Source organism: Alkalibacterium pelagium (assembly GCF_900109325.1).
Lineage (GTDB): Bacteria > Bacillota > Bacilli > Lactobacillales > Carnobacteriaceae_A > Alkalibacterium > Alkalibacterium pelagium.
Window position 1 is genome coordinate 177,919 of record NZ_FNZU01000001.1, and the last position, 24,910, is coordinate 202,828.

At 42.3% G+C, this 24,910-nt stretch carries 20 protein-coding genes and 1 riboswitch; of the genes, 13 read left to right on the plus strand and 7 right to left on the minus strand.

The window, feature by feature from the left end; translation table 11 throughout:
- The 3 genes from BMX79_RS00860 to BMX79_RS00870 all read left to right on the plus strand — a co-directional run bounded on the left by BMX79_RS00860 (position 1) and on the right by BMX79_RS00870 (position 2,964).
- Entirely contained in the window at positions 1-303 is a 303-nt protein-coding gene (locus BMX79_RS00860) for a phasin family protein (protein WP_091478325.1), read from the plus strand.
- A 63-nt stretch (positions 304-366) separates the two neighbouring features.
- Positions 367-1,962: an ABC1 kinase family protein gene (locus BMX79_RS00865; RefSeq protein ID WP_091478326.1), complete on the plus strand. Its 1,596-nt coding sequence runs from the start codon at positions 367-369 to the stop codon at positions 1,960-1,962.
- A 24-nt stretch (positions 1,963-1,986) separates the two neighbouring features.
- Positions 1,987-2,964: an aromatic acid exporter family protein gene (locus tag BMX79_RS00870; protein WP_091478327.1), complete on the plus strand. Its 978-nt coding sequence runs from the start codon at positions 1,987-1,989 to the stop codon at positions 2,962-2,964.
- A gap of 41 nt (positions 2,965-3,005) precedes the next feature.
- Here BMX79_RS00870 and BMX79_RS00875 read toward each other — a convergent pair whose 3' ends face one another.
- The 3 genes from BMX79_RS00875 to BMX79_RS00885 are packed head-to-tail and all read right to left on the minus strand — an operon-like array spanning position 3,006 to position 5,026.
- Positions 3,006-3,407, minus strand: coding sequence for a hypothetical protein (locus BMX79_RS00875; RefSeq protein ID WP_091478329.1), 402 nt, complete (start codon positions 3,405-3,407; stop codon positions 3,006-3,008).
- A gap of 5 nt (positions 3,408-3,412) precedes the next feature.
- Positions 3,413-4,402: a flotillin-like protein FloA gene (floA, locus tag BMX79_RS00880; protein WP_091268336.1), complete on the minus strand. Its 990-nt coding sequence runs from the start codon at positions 4,400-4,402 to the stop codon at positions 3,413-3,415.
- Positions 4,403-4,417: 15 nt separating this feature from the next.
- Positions 4,418-5,026, minus strand: a complete 609-nt coding sequence (locus BMX79_RS00885) for an NfeD family protein (protein ID WP_091478331.1) — start codon at positions 5,024-5,026, stop codon at positions 4,418-4,420.
- A 250-nt stretch (positions 5,027-5,276) separates the two neighbouring features.
- On the opposite strand from BMX79_RS00885, the gene glgB reads away from it, so the two are divergent.
- The 5 genes from glgB (at position 5,277) to BMX79_RS00910 (ending at position 13,688) form a co-directional block, all read left to right on the plus strand.
- Complete coding sequence (glgB, locus tag BMX79_RS00890) at positions 5,277-7,199, plus strand: 1,4-alpha-glucan branching protein GlgB (protein ID WP_371862044.1); 1,923 nt, start codon at positions 5,277-5,279, stop codon at positions 7,197-7,199.
- Positions 7,200-7,261: 62 nt separating this feature from the next.
- Positions 7,262-8,407, plus strand: coding sequence for a glucose-1-phosphate adenylyltransferase (locus BMX79_RS00895; RefSeq protein WP_091478332.1), 1,146 nt, complete (start codon positions 7,262-7,264; stop codon positions 8,405-8,407).
- The gene (gene glgD, locus BMX79_RS00900) at positions 8,397-9,566 is read left to right on the plus strand and encodes a glucose-1-phosphate adenylyltransferase subunit GlgD (RefSeq protein ID WP_091478334.1); all 1,170 of its coding nucleotides are present in this window, start codon (positions 8,397-8,399) and stop codon (positions 9,564-9,566) included. The genes BMX79_RS00895 and glgD overlap by 11 nt, the downstream gene beginning before the upstream one ends.
- A gap of 8 nt (positions 9,567-9,574) precedes the next feature.
- Positions 9,575-11,014, plus strand: a complete 1,440-nt coding sequence (glgA, locus tag BMX79_RS00905) for a glycogen synthase GlgA (RefSeq protein WP_091478579.1) — start codon at positions 9,575-9,577, stop codon at positions 11,012-11,014.
- Between the two features lie 235 nt (positions 11,015-11,249).
- Positions 11,250-13,688, plus strand: coding sequence for a glycogen/starch/alpha-glucan phosphorylase (locus BMX79_RS00910; protein WP_091478335.1), 2,439 nt, complete (start codon positions 11,250-11,252; stop codon positions 13,686-13,688).
- 578 nt (positions 13,689-14,266) lie between these two features.
- Here BMX79_RS00910 and tenA read toward each other — a convergent pair.
- Both tenA and BMX79_RS00920 read right to left on the minus strand, forming a co-directional pair.
- Positions 14,267-14,935, minus strand: a complete 669-nt coding sequence (gene tenA, locus BMX79_RS00915) for a thiaminase II (protein ID WP_091478337.1) — start codon at positions 14,933-14,935, stop codon at positions 14,267-14,269.
- 294 nt (positions 14,936-15,229) lie between these two features.
- A riboswitch (TPP riboswitch) is annotated at positions 15,230-15,331 on the minus strand.
- 77 nt (positions 15,332-15,408) lie between these two features.
- Positions 15,409-16,236, minus strand: coding sequence for an undecaprenyl-diphosphate phosphatase (locus BMX79_RS00920; RefSeq protein WP_091478338.1), 828 nt, complete (start codon positions 16,234-16,236; stop codon positions 15,409-15,411).
- A gap of 194 nt (positions 16,237-16,430) precedes the next feature.
- On the opposite strand from BMX79_RS00920, the gene BMX79_RS00925 reads away from it, so the two are divergent.
- Entirely contained in the window at positions 16,431-16,937 is a 507-nt protein-coding gene (locus BMX79_RS00925; protein ID WP_091478340.1) for a PTS sugar transporter subunit IIA, read from the plus strand.
- A gap of 153 nt (positions 16,938-17,090) precedes the next feature.
- On the opposite strand, the gene BMX79_RS00930 is transcribed toward BMX79_RS00925, so the two are convergent.
- Positions 17,091-17,714 carry a flavin reductase family protein gene (locus BMX79_RS00930; RefSeq protein WP_091478342.1) on the minus strand — a complete coding sequence of 208 codons (624 nt, stop codon included), beginning with the start codon at positions 17,712-17,714 and terminating at the stop codon, positions 17,091-17,093.
- Between the two features lie 230 nt (positions 17,715-17,944).
- Positions 17,945-18,979, minus strand: coding sequence for a lactonase family protein (locus BMX79_RS00935; protein ID WP_091478344.1), 1,035 nt, complete (start codon positions 18,977-18,979; stop codon positions 17,945-17,947).
- A 167-nt stretch (positions 18,980-19,146) separates the two neighbouring features.
- On the opposite strand from BMX79_RS00935, the gene BMX79_RS00940 reads away from it, so the two are divergent.
- From BMX79_RS00940 to BMX79_RS00955, 4 genes are all read left to right on the plus strand, one after another.
- A complete protein-coding gene (locus tag BMX79_RS00940; protein ID WP_091478345.1) occupies positions 19,147-20,355 on the plus strand; it encodes an AI-2E family transporter in 1,209 nt (402 codons plus the stop codon).
- A gap of 124 nt (positions 20,356-20,479) precedes the next feature.
- On the plus strand, positions 20,480-21,115 hold the full coding sequence (locus BMX79_RS00945; protein WP_091478347.1) for a TetR/AcrR family transcriptional regulator: 636 nt from the start codon (positions 20,480-20,482) through the stop codon (positions 21,113-21,115).
- Between the two features lie 2 nt (positions 21,116-21,117).
- Complete coding sequence (locus BMX79_RS00950) at positions 21,118-22,839, plus strand: ABC transporter ATP-binding protein (protein WP_091478349.1); 1,722 nt, start codon at positions 21,118-21,120, stop codon at positions 22,837-22,839.
- On the plus strand, positions 22,839-24,713 hold the full coding sequence (locus tag BMX79_RS00955; protein WP_091478351.1) for an ABC transporter ATP-binding protein: 1,875 nt from the start codon (positions 22,839-22,841) through the stop codon (positions 24,711-24,713). Before BMX79_RS00950 ends, BMX79_RS00955 begins: the two co-directional genes overlap by 1 nt.
- Positions 24,714-24,910 lie beyond the last annotated feature (197 nt).

Sequence of the window (24,910 nt, forward strand, 5' to 3'; positions counted from 1 at the left end):
ATGATGGATGATATCAAAAAAGCTTTGCTGGTCGGTGTCGGATCTACGGCTATCGCACTTGAAAAAGCAGTAGAACAAGTTGACAAATTAGTCAGTCGTGGAAAATTGACCGTCGCTGAAGGTAAGAAGTTGACAGAAGAATTGATTCAGAGAAAAAACAAAGAGGTTTCTTTGGAAGAGAAAGAAACACTTGAAGCAATATTGCTTGAAATGAATGTGGCCCAGAGAAAAGATATTGAAGATCTGGAAGCTAAGGTTGAAGAACTTGAACGCAAACTGACAGATAAATCAACAGAAGTATAATGATAAGGTGTTGATCATATCCTGGTCAGCACCTTTTCTACCTTATTGAAAGGAGGCCAACTTTTGAAAAGTAACCGTGAACGACTGACAGAAATCGCCAGTGTACTGGCATCATACGGATTCGGTCATATTTACCGGACACGAGTAAGAACCAAGCATAAAGAACAGGATGCAGCAAACTTGAGGCTGGCATTTGAAGAGCTGGGACCAAGTTTTATCAAGATCGGTCAGATTATATCTACGAGGCAGGATCTGCTTCCACCAGAATACATTAAGGAAATGTCTAAACTGAGAGATGATGCGCCTCCTTTTCCGTATAAAGACATCAGGCGAATTTTTAAAGAAGATTTTAAAGAGGAACTTGAAGATGTATTTGAGTGGGTTGAGCAGACGCCACTTGCCAGTGCCTCCGTTGCTCAAGTACACAGAGCCCAACTGCTGACCGGGGAACAAGTCGTGATTAAAGTTCAGCGTCCGGAAATTGAAGAAAATTTGCTTCGCGATATTCAGTTGTTTTCTCGCATCGTATCCATGGCACCTGAAACAGTCAAGGAAATGCTAGTGGATGCCAAGGCGGCGTTTAAAGAAATTGAAGAAACGACCAAACTGGAACTGGACTTCAGAAATGAAGGACAGGCCCTCATCAAGTTCCGCAGATTGAACAAAGAACTGGATGCAGTTACCGCACCCAAACCGGTTCTGACTTACACCTCTAAGCGCGTATTAGTTGAAGAATATATCAAAGGAATAAGAGGTCTGAACCAGGAAGAAATCCGGGAAGAAGGGTATGAAAAGAAGGATATTGCAGAAAAACTAGTCTATTCATTTTTGTCACAGATTTTTAAGGATGGCTTCTTTCATGGCGACCCGCACCCGGGCAACCTGGTAATTAAGGAAAAGAAAATTGTATTTATTGATTTTGGAATCGTCGGGGAACTTTCCGACAGTGTAAAAGATGATCTCATCAGCATTATGAGAGCCATCGTCTTCGAAGATTTGGATCAGCTTATGAATCTTCTCCTTCAGATGGCTATTACTAAAGAGAAAGTCGACCGTTTCGATTTCAGCGAAGATCTTCATGACTTTTACCAGTCCTACATTTCAAGAAGTTTTGGACAGATTGATCTCAGTACTTTTTTTTCAGATGTCCTGCATGTGACCCATAAATATAAAATGGTTATGCCTAATGACTTTATTTTACTGGCAAAGTCTCTGACTATTCTGGAAGGTGTAGTGTCTGACCTGCATCCGGATATCAATATTATGGAAATTGCTTCGACATACATTAAGGCCAGCAATGATATCAGTCTTATTGACAAGTTATCGAAGGAAAAACTCAAGATTGGTGTCTATCAGCTGGCTATGGATTCATTCAAGCTGCCTTCCACATTCAAGCGAGTACTGGATACTGTCAACAATGGCAGATTGATGGTCCACATCGATCTGGTTCATTTCGAGGATAAGTGGCGAGAAGTTAACAAGATGGTCAATCGTCTGGTCTTTGCTTTAATCATTGCTGCCCTGATCATTGCTTCTTCCGTGATATTTGTCCTTTCGGAAGGCGCAGGCGTATCCTTCTTTGCAATTGCGATTTTTATAGGTGCCGGAGTTATGGGGATGTGGCTGCTCATATCCATCATTCGCTCAGGAACATTGTAGCTGCAGCCAGGGGAGGCAATCTGAATGTCCATCAAACATCGTACTGTAAAAATGGTTCTGGCTACGCTGCTTGCGATCTATGCAGCAGATTTTCTTCAACTTGATCATACACTGGCTGCAGGGATCATAGCGATTCTGAGTCTTCTTGATACTAAACGGGCGTCTTTTATTACTGCCTTCAAGAGGGTCGCTTCAACTGTGACCGCGTTTTTGATAGCTTCAGTCGTATTCTACCTGGCAGGGTTCACCGTTACAGCTTTTGGACTCTATTTAATTATATATATACCTGTAGCGTACCGCTTTGATCTTCAATCGGGGATTGCCCCATGCTCAGTTCTTGTCACTCATTTTATTGGAGCGGGAAGCATCTCCTGGAGCTGGCAGCTGAATGGCTTTCTACTTATGACGATCGGCGCAACCAGTGCTTTGCTGCTGAATTTGTGGATGCCATCTCATAAAGGCGAACTGGCTGAAAGCAAACGTCAGGTTGATGAGAGCATCAGACTGATACTAAAGGGTATTTCTGATCGTTTATCAGGAAAGGATCTGACAGTCAAACTTACCGACCAGGTTAGGGAAGCTGAGGATCTGATCAGTGAAGCAAAAGCTCAGGCATTAAAGGACTACGATAATCAACTGTTTCATAAGAACGATTATAGTTTGAAATATGTTCAGATGCGCGGGCAGCAGCTGGCATCGATTAGAAAGATGCTGCATTCACTCCAGAACAGCGGATTGGGATCTGAGCAGGCAAGGATACTGGCTGAATTGTTCAACAGTACGTCAGAACAGCTGAACGAAAAGAACACTGGGCTGAGTCTGCTGGAAAACATTACTGATCTTTACAGAACGTTCAGACAGTCACGTCTGCCGAAGAGTAGAGCTGAATTTGAAAGTCGAGCCTATCTCTTCATGCTTTTAAATAATATTGAGGAGTTTATTGAAATTAAGCGATCATTCTTCGTCAGAGAAGGATCTGTTGAAGAAGAAAATGAAAAGTGACACATGTCGTTCTCCTGTCAGGAGGGACATGTGTCACTTTTTTAGTCGTTTTCTCTTATAGAAAGAGGTTTGTCCAAAATTTCTTTATATATAATCGCTTGTTTCAGCTGTCGCTTGTCGAAAGCAGAAGTTGAACGCGAGCGTTTTTTTGGATTTTTCGAAGAACTTAGTGAGACGACATCTTTGATGATCGGCTCACTGTTTTTTCTTCGGTCGTAGCGTTCGCGATCCGGACGTCTTTCTCTCTGGGCACGACTCGGACGGCTGTTCTGTCTTTTTTCTTTCGGGAGGTTTCGTTTAGGAGCTTCTATTTCATCACTGCTTTCTCTGGCTTCAGGATTCTGAGCGGTTTTTTTAGTCGTTTTTGAAAACAAAGAGGCTACACTAGAAACTATCACAAAGAATATAAAAAGCTGAACGATCCATACGATTAAGAATCCCATTTATATCACTCTTCTTCTTCGGTTGACTGGTCAGAAATGGCTGATCTCATATCAGTATCGGCATTGATGTTTTTCATTTTATAGTAATCCATGACACCTAAGTTGCCGCTTCTTAGTGCTTCAGCCATGGCCAATGGTACTTCAGCTTCAGATTCAACCACTTTGGCACGCATTTTCTGAGTTTCAGCACGCATTTCCTGTTCCTGAGCAATCGCCATTGAGCGACGTTCTTCAGCTTTAGCCTGAGCAATGTTCTTATCGGCTTCAGCTTGTTCAGTCTGAAGTTTAGCTCCGATATTACGTCCGACATCAATGTCGGCAATGTCTATGGACAGGATTTCAAAAGCCGTACCAGAGTCCAGACCTTTGCTTAATACAGTTTTAGAGATCATATCCGGATTTTCCAGTACATCAGAGTGTTTGTCAGCAGAACCGACAGTAGTTACGACCCCTTCACCTACACGGGCAATGATCGTATCTTCTCCAGCACCCCCGACTAAGCGTTCAATGTTGGCACGTACGGTAACTTTAGCTTTTGCAACGATTTCGATTCCGTCTTTAGCTACGGCTGCGATATCAGGTGTAACAATAACTTTAGGGTTAACCGATACTTGTACAGCTTCAAATACATTACGTCCAGCCAAGTCGATGGCTGCTGCTTTTTCAAATTCCAGTTCAATTTCAGCTCTGTGTGAAGCAATCAATGCATCTATAACTGCGTTGACATTACCACCAGCAAGAAAGTGAGCTTCCAGTTCGTTCGTACTCAAGGATAGCCCGGCTTTAGTTGCTTTAATTAGAGGACGGATGATTGCATGTGGACTAACTTGACGCAGGCGCATACCTACTAATGTACCGATTCCTACCTTGACTCCTGAGAAATAAGCGGTCACCCAAAGTCCAACGGGTACAAAACGAAGGAAGATACTGATGAAAATCAGTATGATGACAGCGGTTATAATGATACCTACAAACCCATTATCTAATACATCCATATATATTCTCCTATTCTATTTTTTTCTGACAGTAATTTTTGTGCCTTTTACTTTTTCTACAATGACTTTGGTGCCTTTAGAAATATGACCATCTACACTCAGAACATCATAAGTGCGTGGGTCGTCCTGAAACGTCACTTTTCCTGATGGACGGAGGGGAGTTTGTGCTTCACCTTCAAGTCCTTCAGTAATGGTCTGTTTGTCAGACTCAGATTCTTTATCAGCAGATCGTTCAGCCAAGTTCGTCTGAAGGATCAACTTATTTACATTAGTCAGTGAGTATCCATTCTTAATCAGATAAAAGACTACACCCGAAGTGATAACCACAGACAAGCTGAGATCCCGGACTGTCTGTCCAATATCGCCGATTGTCAGATAAAGACCTGAAATCAGCAAGATGATACCTACAATACCGGCTAGACCGAACTCCGGAACAAATATTTCAAAAACGATCAGAAGTAAACCGGCAGTGAACAATATTACGGGTAACCAGGTTTCAATGCCGATGAACCAGAAATAAACAGCTAAGCTGACTAGAGTTAATCCCATCCCGCTTTTGATAAAAGGGGTGAGAATAGCTAATGTTACACCAATGAAGCCAAGTCCTAAAAGTATTCCTTCCATAATGATTTGCCTCCTTCCTCAATAAATAGAGGTTACCTGTTTGCAAGTTCATCATACCATTTTAACATTCCTGTGTCATCGGTCGGAGGGCGTATCTGACTAATAATATTTAATCTAAAATGAGAAAAACTATAAGAGAAAAAATTTGGTAATGCGACTATACTAGGTTACAATGATACTAAAGATGGTCTGTATTAAAATAATTAAGAAGAAGTTAGAGACCAGTTGACTAGTATAAAGAAAAAGGGGGATGTTTATGGGGGAACAGGGGAATAAAGCTGATACACACAAAGAAATGGCTGATACATTTTATCTCTTTAACGAAGGAACGCTATTTGACAGTTACCTGACAATGGGCTGCAGTGTCCGGCCTGAAGGCTTCCGTTTCAATGTATGGGCTCCGAATGCTCAAACCGTTTATCTTGTTGGAGATTTTAACGAATGGACGGAATTGGATGAAATGAAGAAAGTAGGAGAAACGGGCGTCTTTTCTATTGATATGCCGAATGCTCAAGAAGGACAACATTATAAGTACAAAATCGTACAGGCTGATGGAACGGCCGCCTACAAAATCGATCCGTATGCCTTAGCTTTCGAAGTCAGACCCAAGGATGCTTCTGTCGTAAAAGGACTTCCAGACAAACAGTGGAAAGATGGATTGTGGCTGGCTAATCGTAAACGCAGAGAAATATACAGTCGGCCGCTTAACATATATGAGGTACATCTGAGTTCATGGAAACATCATGAAGATGGATCGTGGTATACAATCAGAGAACTTCAGGAAGAACTTATCCCATATGTTAAAGATATGGGCTATACACACATAGAATTCATGCCACTAATGGAACATCCTCTTGATGCAAGCTGGGGTTATCAGGCTACTGGCTTTTTTGGTCTCTCTTCAAAATTCGGGACAATTGAAGAGTTTCAGGATTTTGTCGAAGCAGCTCACCAGGCAAACCTTGGTGTATTAATGGATTGGGTGCCTGGACATTTCAACCGCAATGCATATGGCATGGCTTACTTTGACGGCACACCTCAATTTGAATATGCTGATCAGAATCGTGCAGACAATAACAGATGGGGAACTTTGAATTTTGACATCGGAAAAAGTCAGGTCAGAAGTTTTCTCATTTCCAACGCACTATTTTGGATCGAACAGTTCCATCTTGATGGCCTTAGAGTGGATGCAGTAAGCAATATGCTTTATCTGGATTACGATCTCGGTGAATGGACACCTAACGATGAAGGGACCAACGTCAATAAAGAAGGTGTCGAGTTCCTTCAGTTGCTCAACAAGAAAGTCTTTGAACGTCACCCTGATGTACTGATGATGGCTGAAGAAAGTACGGCCTGGGGAAAAGTCACGCATCCCGTACACGAAGGCGGACTGGGATTCAATTATAAATGGAATATGGGATGGATGAATGACACCCTCAGATTCTTTGAAATGGATCCATTATACAGAAAAGACCACTTTAATCTGATTACATTCTCTTTCATGTACACCTTTAACGAAAACTTCATCCTTCCTTTTTCTCATGACGAAGTGGTACACGGGAAAAAATCCATGATGCATAAAATGCACGGAGACCGTTACAATCAGTTTGCCGGCTTAAGAACGATTGAAACATATCGCATGGTCCATCCGGGTAAAAAGCTCCAGTTCATGGGAGCAGAATATGGACAGTTCCTCGAGTGGAAATTTGATCAGGGACTGGAATGGGACAGCTTGAGTGATGAAATGAACGCCGGACACTTGGAGTTTACCAGACGATTGAACGCTTTCTATCAGGAGAACCGCGCATTATGGGAACTTGATCATTCATCTGAAGGGATCGAAATTCTTGATGCCGATAATAAAGAGGAATCTGTGCTTTATTTCATTCGACAAGGTAAAAAGCCAAGAGATTTTCTCATTATCATGTGTAATTTTGTTCCAGTAGAAAGACAGGATGTACGTGTAGGCGTGCCTTATAAAGGACAATACGAAGAAGTGTGGAATACGGAGTGGGCAGATTTGGGAGGCACGTGGACAGACTCTCAAGGGATCAAGCGGACACTTGAGGCTGAAGTGCATGGACAACCACACGCACTGGAAGTCATCCTCCCTGCATTAAGTATTGTCGTTTTCAAACCTAAGAGAGTATATGGGGTAAATAAAAACAACTAAATAAGTACACAATTACATTACCTTAAGGAGGGAAGGAAGGTCTTCTGACACTTCCAAACAATATGAAAACTGAAACAGTTGCAATGATCTTAGCTGGAGGGCAGGGATCGCGCTTAGGCAAACTGACCAAGCAGATTGCCAAGCCTGCTGTACCTTTTGGCGGTAACTACCGTATTATAGATTTCGCTTTATCGAACTGTGCAAACTCAGGTATTAATGACGTAGGAGTGGTGACTCAGTATCAGCCGCTGGTCCTGAATGATCACGTAGGAAATGGTTCGAGCTGGGGTTTGAATCGACATAACGGAGGAGCGACCATCCTGCAGCCTTATTCAAGCGTCGATGGAGAGAAGTTCTTTAAAGGAACAGCACATGCTGTCTTTCAGAACATTGATTTTATTGACCAGAAAAATCCAGATTATGTTGTGATTTTATCAGGAGATCACATTTATAAAATGGATTACGAAAAAATGCTCGATTATCACAAGCAACAGGCTGCTTCACTAACGGTAGGGGTCATGCCTGTGCCTTGGGAAGATGCGTCACGATTCGGGGTCATGGCTACAGACCGCACAGATCGAATCATTGAATTCCAGGAAAAACCGGATAATCCGAAATCAAACCTGGCATCTATGGGGATCTATATCTTCAGCTGGCCACGTCTGAAACAGTATCTTGTAGATAACCAGTCTAAAAACAGACAGATGGAAGACTTCGGCCACCACGTGATTCCGGCTTATCTGAGAAACAGTGAAGCTATCTATGCTTACTCGTTTGAAGGATACTGGAAAGATGTCGGTACACTTGAAAGCCTGTGGAGCGCAAACATGGAGTTCCTGGACCCTGATCACGACCTTAATATCCGAAATCGGGACTGGAGAGTCTACTCCAAGAGTCCGAACACTACACCACAGTTCCTGACATCTTCTGCAAAAGTGAAAGATTCCATGATTACTGACGGGTGTTATGTAGCAGGCGAAATCAATCATTCCATCCTGTCACATAATGTCAAGGTTGGAAAAAATTCAGTTATTACTGATTCCTTCATCATGCCGAATGCGGTAATTGGAGAGAATGTCAGAATTGAAAAAGCAATTGTTGGAGAAGGCGCACATATTTATGATGATGCCGAGCTGGTGGGTACTGAAGATGACATTGCAGTCGCTGGATACGGAGAAGAAATAGGAGGGTATTCCGATGAGAAATAAAATCGCACCAATACTGAATTTAGTCGAGTATGAAGACAAGCTGAAACCACTGACGAACAGAAGACCAGTGGCTTCTCTGCCTTTTGCGTGTCGGTATCGTCTGATTGATTTTCCGTTTTCAAGTTTATATAATGCTGAAGCGGAATCTGCTGCACTGTTCATTTCCGGATCAGGCCACTCCCTGTATGACCATATCCGTTCTGGATCCACATGGGGACTGGATTCTCTAGCTGGTGGAGGAGTATTCACACATTCTCAGGTTAAACTAAAAGCCGACCGCAGCGCTGAATCAAAACACGACCGTTTCTATTATGAAGATCACTATAATTACGTGACTCGTGCCAGAGCCGAGTATGTCGTGATGATGGGTTCAGCTTTCCTATCGAACATTCAGATTGAATCGCTCATGCATTTCCATGAAGATAAGGATAGTCAGGTCACGGTTGTCTACAAGAAAGTGAACAGAAATGAACTGAGCAGCGACACGGTCTATTCTGCACTTGAATTGGGAGATGAAGAGGACTGTGATATCAGCGGCGTTACAGCCATATCTGATGTAAAGGAAGACCGCTTCAATCTGAACATGGAAACGATGATTTTAAGCAAGAAAACCTTCCTCGATTATCTGTACAGAGCGAAACAGGCTGATATGGATATAAACGTTAACAATTTTATCAAGTTCAGTCTTGAATCAGGCTGTTCTGTCTACGGCTATGAATATACGGGGTACCTTAAAGTCATTGAAGACATCAAGAGTTATTATGATGCCAATATGGACATGCTGGATGAGGACAACTTCAATTCACTGTTCTATCGTGCCGATCCAGTTAGAACACGTTCTAAGAATTCAGCTCCAACTTATTATGGAAAATCCGCGGTCATTGAAAATGCTCAGTTTGCTAATGACTGCGAGGTATATGGTACGGTGAAGGATTCTCTGGTTTATCGGAAAGTAACAATAGCTGAAGATGCACACATCGAAGATTCAATTATCATGCAGGATTCCTGTATCGAAGAAGGAGCCTACTTAAAACATGTCATTCTTGACAAACATGTGTATGTGAAAAAAGGTGCCCGTCTGGAAGGGACAGCCGATAATCCTATAGTTATTGCTAAAGACGGTGTTGTTTATGCAGAAGGAGAGGTCAAGGAGGAGTGAGTAAGGAAATGAAACTATTATTTGCTGCTTCAGAGTGTGCACCTTTCTTTAAAACTGGTGGACTCGGGGATGTCATGGGTTCCCTCCCAAAGGAACTGGCGAAAGAAGGGAACGATGTCCGTGTCGTTCTTCCCTATTTTGTTCAGAAGCTAAGTGAAGAGACGATTGAGGAACTGGAAGATGTCTGTTCTTTCACCGTCAAGGTAGGATGGAGGAATCAGCATTGTGGCATCAAGCAGCTGGTTAGAGATAAGGTGACATACTACTTTATTGATAATCTCTTTTATTTTGACAGGGAAAATCTCTATGACTATGGAGATGACAGTGAACGTTTTGCCTTTTTCCAGCAGGCGGCTATTGAAATGCTTGAACAAATAGGTTTCATCCCAGATATCCTTCATGTCAATGACTGGCAGACTGCGATGATGCCTGTGCTTTTAAAAGATAAATACAGCTGGATTAATAGCTTGAGAGATATAAAAACGGTACTGACGATTCATAACATTCTGTTTCAAGGCGTCTATGATCAGTATGTGCTGTCCGACCACTTTGATATCGGCTATGCAGCATTCCACGAAAGAGGATTGAAGTACGGGGACAATGTGTGCTGGCTGAAAGGCGGCATCTACTATGCTGATCTGGTCACCACGGTCAGTCCGACATATGCGAATGAAATTCAGACACCTGAGTTTGGCTACGGACTGGATGGAGATTTAAGAAATATTCAGCACAAGCTTGTCGGAATCGTTAATGGGATAGACTATGATACCTATAATCCCCAGACAGATTCAGTCATACCAGCTACGTTTTCAAAAGACGATTTATCCGGTAAAGTAAAAAGCAAACTGGCTCTACAGAAAAGAGTGGGGCTACCGGAAGATGACGAAGTTGCTTTAGTGGGAATCGTTACTCGCCTGGATGAACAGAAAGGCGTAGAGCTGATCGTCGATGCGATGGAAGAACTGATGAAGCACCGTCATATGCAGATGGTACTGATCGGAACGGGTAAACCGTATTTCGAAGATGCGTTCAGATATTATACGGAGACCTACCCGGACAAGTTCAGTGCAATTATTGATTTCGACAGTGAACTGGCTCAGTGGATCTATGCAGGATCAGATCTGTTCCTTATGCCATCATTATTTGAACCGTGCGGACTATCTCAGCTTAATTCACTGAGATATGGCACCTTGCCGATCGTCCATGAAACCGGGGGACTGGTGGATACGATTCAGCCACATAATGAGTGGACAGATGAAGGAACAGGATTCAGTTTCCATGATTTTGATGTCCTGACGATGTTGAGCACGATCGACCGCGCCCTGACTGTCTATTATGATAGGCCTGACAGTTTTAATACATTGCAGATCAGAGCGATGGAAACAGATAATAGCTGGAAACAGTCGGCTCAAAAGTATCTGGATCAGTACCGCTATCTGGTTTATTAATGGTGACTGATTCAAGCAACTGTATCAGAATGATCATGTTTAAGAGTCGATTTTCTGTCAATTAGAACTTTATTAACGAACGAAAATAGTATGACTGCAATTAAGTTATACTATTTTCGTTTATTTGTATTTAAAATGTCAAAAGGGGACAATGCCTGTATAGACAGGTTAGAGATTTCTTTTCAAATTTTAATCTATGAGGTATACTCGGGGTAGAAAAGATGGAGGAATGTTTATGGAAGTAACAGTTAAACAGTTTGTTAAAGAATTTAAACAGCAGTTTCAAAGCATGTATGCCTACAGTTACGAAGAAGGATCAAACGAACAGCTTTACAATGCTTTAGGTCTGCTCGTAAAAAACTATATTTCAAGTTACTGGAAAGAGACAAGAGAAAAGTATATTAAAAACAGCGTCAAACAAGTGTATTATTTTTCTATGGAATTTCTTCCCGGTAGACAATTAAGAAGTAATGCATATAACTTGGGTCTTTTAGATGTGGTTAAAGAAGGTTTGAGCGAACTGGAATTATCATTTGATCAGCTGGCAGAAGCAGAAGCCGACCCGGCATTAGGTAATGGTGGCTTGGGACGTCTCGCTTCCTGCTTTATGGATTCACTGGCTTCTCTAGGTATGGCAGGTAATGGAAATGGTATTCGTTATCAGTATGGCCTGTTCAGACAAAAGTTTGTCGATGGGTACCAGGTTGAACTGCCTGAAAACTGGTTAAGGTACAGAAATGTATGGGAAACGAGAAATGACAAATCTACCTGTATGGTGAGATTCGGCGGGAATGTCTGGCTGGAAGAAAACCATCAGGGCCATCTGGTCCCACATTATGAGAATACTTTGAATGTTCTGGCCGTGCCTTATGATACCCCTATGGTTGGCTATAGAAATGACACAGTCAATAATCTTCGTTTATGGTCAGCTGAAATCCCGGTAGAAGAAGAAGCGAACTATCATACGATTGAAGAAACAGAGCCAATCAAGGAGATCACTCAGGTCCTGTACCCAGATGATTCCAACTATGAAGGCCGCCTGCTTCGTCTGAAACAGGAATACTTCATGGTATCGGCGGGGGTACAGTCCATTATCAGGCACTTCCGTAAATATAATGTTCCCCGTAAGAACATTCCTGATAAAGTGGCTATCCATATCAATGATACTCATCCTGCTTTAGTTGTTCCTGAACTGATGCGTATCCTTATCGATGAAGAGCATTTATCATGGGAACAGGCTTGGGAAATCACATTCAAGACATGCAGCTATACTAACCATACCATTCTTCGTGAAGCACTGGAAAAATGGCCGATCGATATGATGAAAGAGCTGCTGCCTAGAATTTACATGATCATCGAAGAAATCAACAATCGCTTTGTTGAAAATACTCTGCCACTATATGGAGAGCGCATCACCTGGCAGACAGCCATTCTGCAGAATGGAGTCGTCAACATGGCTCACCTAGCAGTGATCGGCAGTCACAGTGTGAATGGGGTAGCTAAACTTCATACTGACATTCTCATGAATGATGTGCTGAAAGATTTCTTTGAATTATATCCGGAACGGTTCAACAACAAGACTAACGGCATTACTCAGCGTAGATGGGTTCACTTAGCCAATCCTGAGCTGACTAAACTTATCGACGAAAAAATTGGGGAAAACTGGAAGCTTACTCCGTCAGAACTTAAAGTGTTCAAAGGCTTCGAGAAAGATAAGGATACATTAAATAAGCTAACGGATGTAAAGCTTAAGAATAAAAAACGTCTGGCTGACTATATCAAGGAAGTCAAAGGAATCACAGTTGACCCGAATGCCTTGTTCGATGTTCAGATCAAGCGTCTGCATGCTTACAAGCGACAGCATTTGAATCTGCTGCATATTCTGCACCGCTATCTTGAAATCAAAGCAGACCCATCTGCTGACTATGTTCCTAGAGTCTTCATATTCGGGGCAAAGGCTGCACCAAGCTACCATTATGCAAAGCAGATTATTAAAGTGATCAACTCTCTGGCTGATCTGGTGAACAACGATCCTGATGTCGGCGACAAGCTGAAAATTGTCTTCTTTGAAAATTACGGTGTATCTCTGGCGGAGAAAATAATTCCGGCTGCAGATATCAGTGAACAGATTTCACTTGCAAGTATGGAAGCGTCAGGAACAAGCAACATGAAACTGATGGCAAACGGAGCTCTAACATTGGCGACATTGGATGGAGCGAATATTGAAATAAAAGATTTTGTTGGTGAAGAGAATCTATTTGTCTTTGGACTATCCAGCAAAGAAGTATACGAATTGAAAGCAAATCAGTCTTATCAGGCAAGGGAACTTTATGAGTCTAATCCGAAACTTAAGAATGTTCTGGATGCACTGACCAGTGGAACGATTCCGAATCTACAAGATGAAGGCTATGCGTTATTCGATTCACTGGTTAACTTTAATGATGAATATTTTGTATTGAAAGATTTCGCATCATATGTCGAGGCTCAGAATAAAGTCGATGATCTATATAAAGATCAGAATGAGTGGGCGCGTAAATCCTTGTTGAATATCGCGTCTTCTGCTCCATTTTCAGCTGACTACACAATTCAGCGCTACGCAGATGATATCTGGAAAGTCAGATCCTGTGTTGAGGAAGATGAAGGGGTCCATCTGGTAGATGAACCCTTGTATTAAAAGTAATCCTGATTTAGGGTGGTGAAGAATCTTGTGGTTCTTTAACCAGATGGGATACTAATTAATCAGAATAAAAGCCGTCAAATCGAGTCAGGGAAGTTTTCCCTCGATTTGACGGCTTTTTCTGTATTTGAAATTAGAAATTTAGTATATTGGTCCTTATTTTTAGCTTTTGGATTGGATGAGTAGGCTGTATGATGCGTCTTAGAACAAAGTCACCAGCAGATTCTGGATGAGTGTGTCGCAAGACGGGTCTTAGGGCCAACTCACGGCTGCTCACCACATCGAGTGAGTCGCAAGACGGATCTTAGGACCAACTCACGGCTGCTCACCACATCGAGTGAGTCGCAAGACGGATCTTACAACCAACTCACTGTCACTCACCACACCGAGTTTGTCGCAAGACGGATCTTAGGACCAACTCACGGCCGCTCACCATATCGAGTGAGTCGCAAGACGGATCTTACAACCAACTTACGGCCACCCACGGTCAATCTCCACCTCGAGTGGGGCGTAACAAGCTGACCAGCTCAATACCACCTGTTTCCTCACTCAGAACGCCGCATATTACCTATCACTTAGACCGGCCACTTTTCAATATGGTAGGCCATATTCCAGAACATCCACTCCAGCTGACAGCTTTTGACAAAAGCTTCCTTCATGCGAGCTTTTTCAGCATCTGAAGCTGACTCTGCATATGCGTCAAGTCGTGTTCGGAATGTACTGATAATCGTATCCACTTCGTTTTTTGCATAGAAGGAGATCCATTCAGAAAAAGGATGAGTATCATCTATAGAAAATGTTTCTTTCAAGTGATGGGCAATTTCCAGATAGGTCCATGGACAAGGGAGCAGCACAGCGAGAATTTCGCCGAAACTTCCTCGTTGAGCAACATCAAGCATATGACGAGTGTAGTGATGTGCGGATGGAGCCAATGGTTCATACTGTAAATCTTTATATCTGACACCAGCTACCTGACAGAAATTAGTGTGAGGGTGCACTTCAGCATCCAGAATGAACGTGATCTGACTGTTAAAAACTGCCATATCCTCTCTAAGTAGACTTTTTGAAATAGCTATACCGTAAACTTGATTAAAGGTATTTAAGTATTCAAAATCCTGTTTGACATAATGAATGAGCTGTTCAGCTTCCAGTTGTCCAGATCCTATTCCTTGCACGAAGGGATGTCTGAAAATAGACTGGAATATTGAATCAGCTTCTTGCCTTAATTCTTCGGTAAATGACATGGTTTAGCCTCCAGTAGTATGATAGTTACAATATGCCACCTTATGACTCCCGCTCCAAAAATAGTAACCGACGAAGGAGCAGAAAGGCAGATGAACAAGAAGAACACCGGCTGAGAAAAGCGGTCTGATGCAGGAAGTGAAGGGTGCGAGAAGAACGGGAATGGATCTACGCATTTAACTTCATCTATATATAAGTTATCTGACTGCAAAAAAGCCGCTCTGCTTATCTGCAGGGCGGCTTAACTTAAAAGTCATGATGAACGCTGGAGAGTCGTCTAAAACACTCCATACATAATGATCTAAGCTCCACTTCCCTACGCTGGAGTTAACCAGATCAGGTTCCAAGGGTCAAAGCATTGCTTTTCTCAGCCGTCAGCGGCTCCCCTAGTGAAAGAGATATTCAATTATCTTTCAAGCTCATTATGGCATACGTATCCTTGTATCGCAAGAAAAAACGTAAACAGCTTAGTCAGTTATCCTATCAGCCAGAAGTATCCGATGACGACGAAACCTACAGCTATCCTGTACCAGCCGAATGAGCTGAAGTCATTTCGACGGATGTAGTTCATAAGGAATTTGATGGCAAAAATTGATACCAGGAAAGATACAATACAGCCGACGATCAGAATGAGTAATTCTTCTAATGTGAAAGTAAAGCCGAATCCCAGCAGTTTGATCAGACTTGCCCCCATCATCACGGGGATGGACAGGAAGAAAGAATATTCAGCAGCAATCGGACGGGCTGTTCCAATAAGGATAGCCCCGACAATCGTTGCACCTGAACGGGATGTACCTGGAATCAGAGCAAGCACCTGAAAGAACCCAATCATGAGGGCGACTTTATAATTTAAATCTTCCCAAGTTGCTATAGTTGGAATCTTTCCTTCATTACGTTTCTCTATTACGATAAATGCGACCCCATAGATGATGAGGGCTACTGCTACTGTAATCCAGTTATAGAAAAGGTTATGGATGGCATCTTCAAACAGGACACCGAATACGCCTGCAGGAATGATGCCGATAAGTACTTTGTACCAGATATGCCAGGTTTCTTTTTTCTGCAGATCATTTTTTCCTGAGTCAAAGGGGTTAAGTTTTTTAAAATAAAGCAGAACTACCGCCATAATGGAAGCCAGCTGAATGACTACAAGGAACATTTCCTTGAATTCGTCAGTAGTATTAAGTATGAGAAACTCGTCTACCAGGATCATGTGCCCGGTGCTGCTAACAGGCAGCCATTCTGTAATCCCTTGTACTACGCCCAGTATGATGGACTTTAATAATTCTAATAACACAGTCATATCTCCTTTTTGTTAAATTCAACTCTTCCATCTTAACAAAAACAGGCGTTAAAAAACCATAAGAATATGAAGAATTCATCACAAAATCTTTTTAGTTTTTGTTTACCCTAGGATGTGTTACTATTATTTATAGAATAAGTATCGGAAATTATGTATACTGTCAGCACAAAAATTTTGAGAAAGTAGGGAGAATTATGGGAGTTTTTGACTTTTTAAAAGGAAAAGGAAATGAACCTAAAGAGACGAAAGTCGTATTGAGCAACCCGGTAAACGGAAAAGTCATTCCAATCGATGAAGTGGATGATCCAGTCTTTTCACAGAAAATGATGGGAGACGGGTTTGGTGTTGTCCCAAGCGATGGAGACATCTATTCACCAGGTTCAGGTAAGGTTGTCAGCGTCTTTCCGACCCAGCATGCAGTTGGACTTGAGCTGGATAACGGCATAGAAGTTCTGGTTCATATCGGTATCGACACTGTAGAACTTGAAGGCGGACCATTTGACACGTTAGTCAAAGAAGGGGACACGGTTACACCAGAAACTAAGATTTCAACAGTTGATCTCGAAGGTCTGAAAGCTGCTGGTAAAGAAAATACAGTCATCATTGTCTTCACCAACATGGATCAGGTGGGAGACTATGACCTGTCTACTACTGGTGAAACACAAAAAGGTGCAGAAATCGGTTCTGTTTCTTCTAAATAACACACTAATAAAAGCCTCGGGAAGGATATTCTCGAGGCTTTTTTTTGTGCTCTAGGTGTATACATACCAGCACACATCATATTTATGCCGGGTAGTTCAGCTGATCGAAAATGTACAATCAGAATCAGCAAGATAGGTGTGACTAATGCCTAATCAGTTCTGTGGACGAACAATAGTAAAGACATTCCCTATTTCAGAATAGGCATTTCCAGACAGACGGGCTACTGGTTCAAGATGTTCAGGGAGGATATATTCTTTCTCTGAATCATATACGGCTGGATCGATGTGAACATCGGTTACTTTAAGAAGGAAGTGGTCGGTTACAACCTCTCCAGATTCATCTTCGATGGGAATATGCTGATACAGAGTGGTTTCAAAGCGGATAAGAGCCTCTCTGATTCCAGGGACTTTAACGGACGAACTGTCGACTAATGAAAGATTTGTCCGGTCCAGCTCACTCTCATCGGAGGCAAGAGGAGCAGATGTCTCATTCATATCTGAAGTCAGCGATTTACTCACGATATGAACGACAGCTTCTTTCTGATCGATAATGTTCAAAGCTGTGTCTTTAGCTTTTCCGTTCGTTCTCAAAATTGAGACAGTAAGAAGTGGGATCTGGTTGGATGCCACACTAAAGAAGCTGAATGGTGCAGCATTGACAACGTCATCTTTTTCATTAAGAGAAGTGATCCAGGCAATTGCCCTGGGAATGACGCTGCCGGTAAGAAACTTGTACTGCTGTTTGGCAGATAAGTCGGATGTTTTAAAATGATGCATGAGGTTTATACTCCTTTTCATAGTCATAAAGTAATGATACATAGTTAAGTATATTCTGAATTCGAGATTATTTCCAGTTTTTCATAAGCCGTACTCTTTTCTGGGCCTTAAGAGGTAAAGGGTCACAGAATCGAATAGTTTAAATCAAGTTATGAAAAAATGAAAAAAAATGAAAAAGAGAGGGAGCCCCTCTCTTTCAAATGAATTGTTTAGTGTCAGGATTAATTGACTTATACGAACTGAACACAGATTACTTCAGGGGCGTAGACATCTTTTTGAAGTAAGGTCAGGCTTCCGTCAGAAGCGTCTCGCTCAAACAAAGAGAGATTGTCAGTATCCTGGTGCCCGACGACAACATAAGATTCCGTTGGGTCCAGATTGAAGTCACGTGGAATCTCTCCTTCAGTCGGTACATAGTCATTCAGCGTCAACGTTCCGTCTTCATTGACAGAAAAGATGGCAATGGTGTCGTGTCCACGGTTTGACGCATAAACGAATCGGCCGTCTGAAGACACTCGGATCGCCGCTCCACCGTTGAAAGCTGTATGGTCTTCAGGTATAGAAGAAACAGTCTGAAGGTGATTGAAAGAGCCATTCTCAGCGTCGTAAGAAAGAGTCAGGACCTCACTGCTCAGTTCTCCAAAAACGTATGCAACTGCTTTGTCAGGATGAAAGGCAATATGACGCGGCCCAGTGCCGGGAGCTGTTTCAAAAACTGCCGCTTCTTTCAGCTCATTATTATCAGTAAGAGAATACGTGTAGACTTCGTCTGTTCCAAGATCGCAGGCCACCAGATACTTCTTGTCTGGAGTCAGATCGAAGTAGTGAGCATGAGGGCCATCCTGATTTTCATGGGCAGACTTCCCTGAATGCGCTGATTTATCCACAAGTTCCAGTTTGCCTTCATCGGAAACTTTAAGGACAGCGACTTCTCCTTTATGATAATTGGCAGTATAGAGGAGTCCCTTGTCTTCATCATAAGCTACATAGCAGGGAGGCGCGCCTTCTTCGAGCCATTCATCTACAAGCTCGTACTCGTCGGAGTCGGACTTTCTGAATGAAGCAATCCCGCCTTTTCCGTTATCCTTTTTGGAAACAGAAAACAGCAGGCTGTAATCATCAGATCCGTCCAGGTAAGTCGGACTGCCTAACGAGGCTTCATGCTTCAAATTTTCAAGCTGTTTTGTAGCTGTGTTGAGTTCAATACTGTAAATCCCTTTACTTTCTCTCTTGGTATACGTTCCCAGAATTAATTTGTCAGTCATTCAGGGACCTCCTTCATAAATTAGGTTCTTAAATAAGTATAACAAACTATTTACTTGCCGTGAAAGAAAAGAGCACGTCTCCCAACAAAATATTTTTCAGTTATTTAGATACCTAAAAATATATAGAATATGCTAAACTGATAGTGTAGACAGAAAGGAGCGTGGGTATGGACAAGGATCAGAATGAGAAAAAATCGAGCCAGTGGAGTAAGACCTGGTTCTGGAAAAGGGTCATCAATAATAAAATTGTTTCAGGCTTAGTCATAACTTTTCTTCTGTTTATCAATATATATATGCTTACCCGTATCTCCTTCATTTTCAGACCAGTAGGCATCATTTTAGAAATCGTAGGACCGCCACTTATTTTTGCGGTCATTTTCTACTACCTGTTAAATCCGATCGTCGACTGGCTTGAGAAAAAACGATTTTCAAGAAATACTGCCATAGCATTCATGTTCAGTCTGCTCATCCTGCTGATTGTAGGCGGCATGAACTTCATAGTACCGATCATCAGAGAACAATTGAATTCTCTGATAACCAATTGGCCCGTGTACTGGAATAACTTGATGCTTCAGCTCGACAGTCTTCTGAATACTCAAGCCTTTACTGATTTTATGGATCAGCTGAGTGAAACAACGGTACTTGAAACAGTGACGAATCAGACGACGAACTTACTGAATGCAACGATGGGGAGCATAGGCACATTCATAGGTACAGTTACTCAAGTATTCATTACATTGTTTACTATGCCGTTTGTTCTCTATTATCTTCTGAAAGACGGGAAAAAAATTCCGCCTTTCGTATCTAAATACATTCCAATTCAGGCCAGAGAGAAAACCAATCAGCTTTTCTCAGAAATCAACAAGCAGGTCAGCTTCTATGTTCGAGGACAGCTGATCGTAGCTATTTCAGTTGGCTTCATATTCTGGATCGGTTTTACCATCGTGGGACTAGATTTTGCGCTGACACTTGGGATTTTTGCAGGGTTTCTGAATCTGATTCCTTATCTCGGATCGTTCGTAGCAAGCATTCCTGCTCTGATCATCGCTATCGTAGATTCACCTTTTATGTTGTTCAAGGTTCTAATCGTATTTGGAGTGGAACAGATTCTTGAAAATCGGATCATCTCACCTCAGATCATTGGAAATACTTTGAAGATTCATCCAGTCAACATCATTTTTCTGCTTCTGATCGGGGGAAGGCTGTTCGGTCTCATGGGAATCGTATTTGGTATACCTGGTTATGCCATAATAAAAATTATCGTATCTATGGCATTTGACTGGTACCGCGCTACTACAGGCTGGTATGATGTAGAAGAAGCACCTGTCAATACGCAGGAAGCGCTGGTTAAAGTGAAAAATAGAGAGGATTCCTGAAAGTTCACTTCTTGAAAAAGTCGTGAACTTTTTTTAAAAGGTTGATTAATGACAGCATGTCACATATAATACCATATTATGACAGTATGTCATTTTCACTTCAAATAAGGAAGGACTGACTAGTGTGCCATCCCAGACATTTTTTAATTTGTCGGAAGAAAAAAGACAACGGTTGATTGCCGGTGCGATGAAGGAATTTTCTGAAAAATCATTGAACGACGCCTCTATTTCAAATATTGTCAAGAACTCAAACATCTCACGTGGAAGTTTTTATCAATATTTTGAAGATAAGAAGGACCTTTACTTTTTTCTCATAAGCAAGTTCAGATATAATTACAGGCAGCTGATGTTCAAAAGTTTTAAGGAGAAAGACGGAGACTTCTTTGAAGGATATAAATTGTTTGGTGAAAAATACATCAAATACATTATGGAATCAGAAAAGTTCGGATTTTTTGAGAATATGTATATGCATATGAATTATCAGATCAATCAGGAAGCCCGTGTCGATTTTGACAAGGCCGGCTATCAGAAATTGCCTGACGGGAAACGGATACTTGATGTCGTGGACCGGTCACAGTTGAAGATGGAAACTGAAAAAGAAGTGATCGATATTTTGAGATATATTCTCAGTATGTTGAACGACACCATTATGGAAGGGTTCTGGAAGGAACTATCCGTATCCAGCACACAGGAGCTGTTTATTAAACGACTGAGCTGGATCACGTATGGTGTGAAAATAAACAATAAAGAAGAGGATTAATTATGTTAAAACTAGCAAGATGGATGAATCCCTGGCGAGTAGCCTTAAGTCTGTTTTTTATGGCCCTTCAAGTTGTAGGGATGCTGGCGATGCCGACGATTACTGCAAACATCATCGACTTTGGTGTTGCTGAAGGAGACATTGGCTACATTACCCGAACAGGTCTGCTGATGCTTGGCTTTACTTTCCTGACAATCGTTTCCGCTTTACTGAATGTCTATTTCGGAGCGAAAGAATCTCAAGGACTAGGGGATACGATTCGTCGTAGAGTCTATAAAATCGTGACCTATTTTACAAATGAAGAGCTCGACCGCTTTGGGACGTCCACTCTGATCACCCGAACGACTAATGATGTCATGCAGATTCAATTTGTCATGATGATGGTCATTCGAATAATGACGCTGGCTCCATTTTTAATGGTCGGTGCCGGCATCATGGCTTATTCTAGAGAACCGGATCTGGCTTTTGTATTCCTTATCTCCATGCCGATACTAATTGGTCTGCTGTTTCTTATCTTGAGACTGACCAGTCCGATCTTTAAATCTCTGCAGCTGAAGACAGACAACTTGAACCGTGTCTTCCGAGAAGGACTCACAGGAATTCGTGTAATCCGGGCTTTTAATAAGGATGACTATGAAAAGGAACGGTTCGATGAAGTCAACTGGGACTTTGCCGCGACCTCAATCAAAGCACAGACTATCCTGGCATTCATGATGCCATCGATGGTGTTTGCGGTCAGCATTACTAACATCATGATCATCTGGTTCGGTGCACAGTTCATTAGTGAAGGCAATATGCAGGTAGGTAACCTTGTAGCTTTCATGACTTACGCAATGCAGATTCTTCTGGGAATCATGATGGTATCATTCGTTCTGTTCTTCCTGCCAAGAGGGCAGATTGCAGCCGCGCGTGTGCTGGAAGTACTGGATACACCTAATATTATTAAAGATCCGGATGACCCGAAAGACTTATCCATAGATAGAGAAGTCTCTCTTCGTTTCAATCACATCAATTACCGTTACCCTAGAGCAGAAAAACTAGCCCTGGATGATATCGACTTTACCCTTAAAAAAGGAGAAAGACTGGCGATCATTGGAGGAACAGGGTCAGGGAAAACGACTCTGGCCAATCTGATTCCTCGTCTCTACGATGTAGAAGATGGGGCGATTGAAATCAACGGAATCGATATCAGAGAGGTCGAGCAGGGAGCCTTGAGGCGTCTAATCGGTTTTGCTCCTCAGAAAGCTCTCCTTTTCTCGGGAACGATCAGAAGCAATCTTAAGTACGGTAAACCTGACGCTACAGATGAAGAAATCTGGCATGCACTGGATATTGCTCAAGGAAAAGATTTTGTAGAAAACCTTCCTAAAGGACTTGATTCGAGAGTTGAGCAGGGAGGCGGAAACTTCTCCGGCGGACAGAGGCAGCGTTTAAGCATTGCACGAGCACTTGTTACTAAAGCAGACATCCTGGTATTCGATGATTCATTTTCGGCGCTCGACTTCAAGACGGACGCCAAGCTGAGAGAAGCATTGAAGCCGGAAACTAGAGAATCGGCAGTCGTGATTATTGCTCAGCGCATCAGTACAGTAGTGGATGCTGACCAGATCATTGTTCTTGATAGAGGGAAAGTAGTCGGAAAAGGCACACATGACGAACTGAAGCGCTCAAACAAAATTTACAAGGAAATCATGGATTCTCAGATGAAAGGAGAGGACATTTAATGAAAAACCAGACTAAAAGCGCAGCCTATATGAAGGCTAAAAAAGCTAAGGATTTCTGGGGAACGACATTCAGACTGGTCAAGTACATGTCCACTCGTTTCTGGGGTCTGATTCTGACATTCGTTCTCGTCATAGCTGCTACGATCATGGGAACCATTGCGCCATATATCCTAGGACTGGCAACCACAGAAATATACAGAGGCCTGCAGGAAGGAACATCCCTTCAGGAAGCGGGTCAGACGATCCAGCAATTCCCGATTGATTTTACACTGATCAGAAATATTCTGATTACAGTAGGGATCGTCTACATCACTCAGTCAGTTTTTCAGTACTTCCAGTCATTCATAACGGCTCGTATAGCACAGAAAACTGTATATGACATGCGTAAAGAACTGAAAGAAAAAATGTCCACTCTACCGATAAAATACTATGATACACATTCCAATGGAGATATCATGTCCCGTGCGATCAATGACATGGACCAGATTGCGAATACTCTTCAGCAGTCTCTGTCGCAGTTCATCATCAGTGTGGTCCAGTTTGTAACAGTACTGACCGTCATGAATGTCATTGATATTCGTCTTACGCTGGTAACCATCGTCACTGTGCCGATCAGTTTCCTTCTGATTGCCTGGGTAGCACCTAAGTCGCAAAGACAGTTCGCAAGCCAGCAGAGAGAACTCGGTGTATTGAATGACCAGGTGGAAGAGACATTTTCTGGACATACGATTGTTAAGACATACAACCGGGAAGAAGATGAGATCGAAAAATTTGTCGTTCAGAGCTCCAAGCTGAATGAAGCATCATGGAAAGCCCAGTTCCTTTCAGGGATCATGATGCCGCTGGTCAGCTTCTCAAGAGACTTAGGCTACTTTGGTGTAGCGATTGTCGGTGGTATCGGCGTAGCTAACGGCACGGTCTCACTCGGTAACGTACAGGCATTTATTCAGTACGTCAACCAGTTCTCCCAGCCCGTCAGACAGATAGCCAACTTGGCCAATACGATTCAAGTGACAATTGCCTCCTGTGAACGGGTCTTTGAGATCCTGGACGAGGAAGAAATGGAAGAAACAGTATCCGGACTTGAACCTAAACCAGCTTCTCCTTATAAAATTGAGTTTGAACACGTTCAGTTTGGTTACGGAGACAGCAGCGAAGATGAGCTGCTCATGACGGATTTCAACCTGACAGTCAATGAGAGCGAAATGATTGCTGTTGTCGGACCAACTGGAGCAGGGAAATCAACCTTGATCAATCTGCTTGAACGCTTCTATGATGTTAAAGGAGGAAGCATCCGTTATGAAGGTGTGGATGTAAGAGACATCGACCGGGCAGAACTTAGAAGCAGATTTTCAATGGTGCTTCAGGATACCTGGCTTTTTAACGGAACAATTTGGGACAACATTGCTTATGGCAGTCACGATAAAGAGAATCTGACTGATGAACAGATCCTTGAGGCATCCAGAGCAGCTCATGTGGATGACTTTGTCAGACGACTGCCAGATGGATACAATACCGTTCTGAATGAAGAAGGAACGAATATCTCTCAAGGGCAACGTCAGCTGATTACGATCGCAAGGGCTTTTCTAGCTGATCCGGACATCCTGATTCTTGATGAAGCAACATCATCCGTCGATACGCGTACAGAATTACTCATACAGAAAGCGATGGAAAACCTTCTGCAGGACCGGACTAGTTTCGTTGTCGCCCATAGACTTTCTACAATTAGAGATGCAGATAAGATCATTGTCATGAATCATGGTGATGTCATCGAAACTGGAAATCATGATGAGCTGATGGACCAGGACGGTTTTTATGCTGATCTGTACAACTCTCAGTTCCAGTCTCCAGATGAGCAGCTGAAAGCTGTATAAAATTTAATGTATAACGTAACTGGCCGTAGAACGGACATGACCCTAGGGAAGTGTTCATTCTTCGGCCGTTTTTTTGTCCGGATCTAGAAGACGTCATTAAACATCAGCAAAATAATATAAACTAACAGCGGTTACATTTTTTAATATATGCAGTAAGAACAAGTTAAAACGTTAATCTTTTTCTAATGTTTTTATCA

Coding starts and splice junctions, on each gene's coding strand:
- BMX79_RS00870 (WP_091478327.1), top strand. CDS start 1,987: ATGTCCATCAAACATCGTACTGTAAAAATGGTTCTGGCTACGCTGCTT.
- glgB (WP_371862044.1), top strand. CDS start 5,277: ATGTTTATGGGGGAACAGGGGAATAAAGCTGATACACACAAAGAAATG.
- BMX79_RS00910 (WP_091478335.1), top strand. CDS start 11,250: ATGGAAGTAACAGTTAAACAGTTTGTTAAAGAATTTAAACAGCAGTTT.
- BMX79_RS00875 (WP_091478329.1), bottom strand. CDS start 3,407: ATGGGATTCTTAATCGTATGGATCGTTCAGCTTTTTATATTCTTTGTG.
- BMX79_RS00930 (WP_091478342.1), bottom strand. CDS start 17,714: ATGCATCATTTTAAAACATCCGACTTATCTGCCAAACAGCAGTACAAG.
- glgD (WP_091478334.1), top strand. CDS start 8,397: ATGAGAAATAAAATCGCACCAATACTGAATTTAGTCGAGTATGAAGAC.
- tenA (WP_091478337.1), bottom strand. CDS start 14,935: ATGTCATTTACCGAAGAATTAAGGCAAGAAGCTGATTCAATATTCCAG.
- BMX79_RS00895 (WP_091478332.1), top strand. CDS start 7,262: ATGAAAACTGAAACAGTTGCAATGATCTTAGCTGGAGGGCAGGGATCG.
- BMX79_RS00860 (WP_091478325.1), top strand. CDS start 1: ATGATGGATGATATCAAAAAAGCTTTGCTGGTCGGTGTCGGATCTACG.
- BMX79_RS00920 (WP_091478338.1), bottom strand. CDS start 16,236: ATGACTGTGTTATTAGAATTATTAAAGTCCATCATACTGGGCGTAGTA.
- floA (WP_091268336.1), bottom strand. CDS start 4,402: ATGGATGTATTAGATAATGGGTTTGTAGGTATCATTATAACCGCTGTC.
- glgA (WP_091478579.1), top strand. CDS start 9,575: ATGAAACTATTATTTGCTGCTTCAGAGTGTGCACCTTTCTTTAAAACT.
- BMX79_RS00950 (WP_091478349.1), top strand. CDS start 21,118: ATGTTAAAACTAGCAAGATGGATGAATCCCTGGCGAGTAGCCTTAAGT.
- BMX79_RS00925 (WP_091478340.1), top strand. CDS start 16,431: ATGGGAGTTTTTGACTTTTTAAAAGGAAAAGGAAATGAACCTAAAGAG.
- BMX79_RS00935 (WP_091478344.1), bottom strand. CDS start 18,979: ATGACTGACAAATTAATTCTGGGAACGTATACCAAGAGAGAAAGTAAA.
- BMX79_RS00940 (WP_091478345.1), top strand. CDS start 19,147: ATGGACAAGGATCAGAATGAGAAAAAATCGAGCCAGTGGAGTAAGACC.
- BMX79_RS00885 (WP_091478331.1), bottom strand. CDS start 5,026: ATGGAAGGAATACTTTTAGGACTTGGCTTCATTGGTGTAACATTAGCT.
- BMX79_RS00955 (WP_091478351.1), top strand. CDS start 22,839: ATGAAAAACCAGACTAAAAGCGCAGCCTATATGAAGGCTAAAAAAGCT.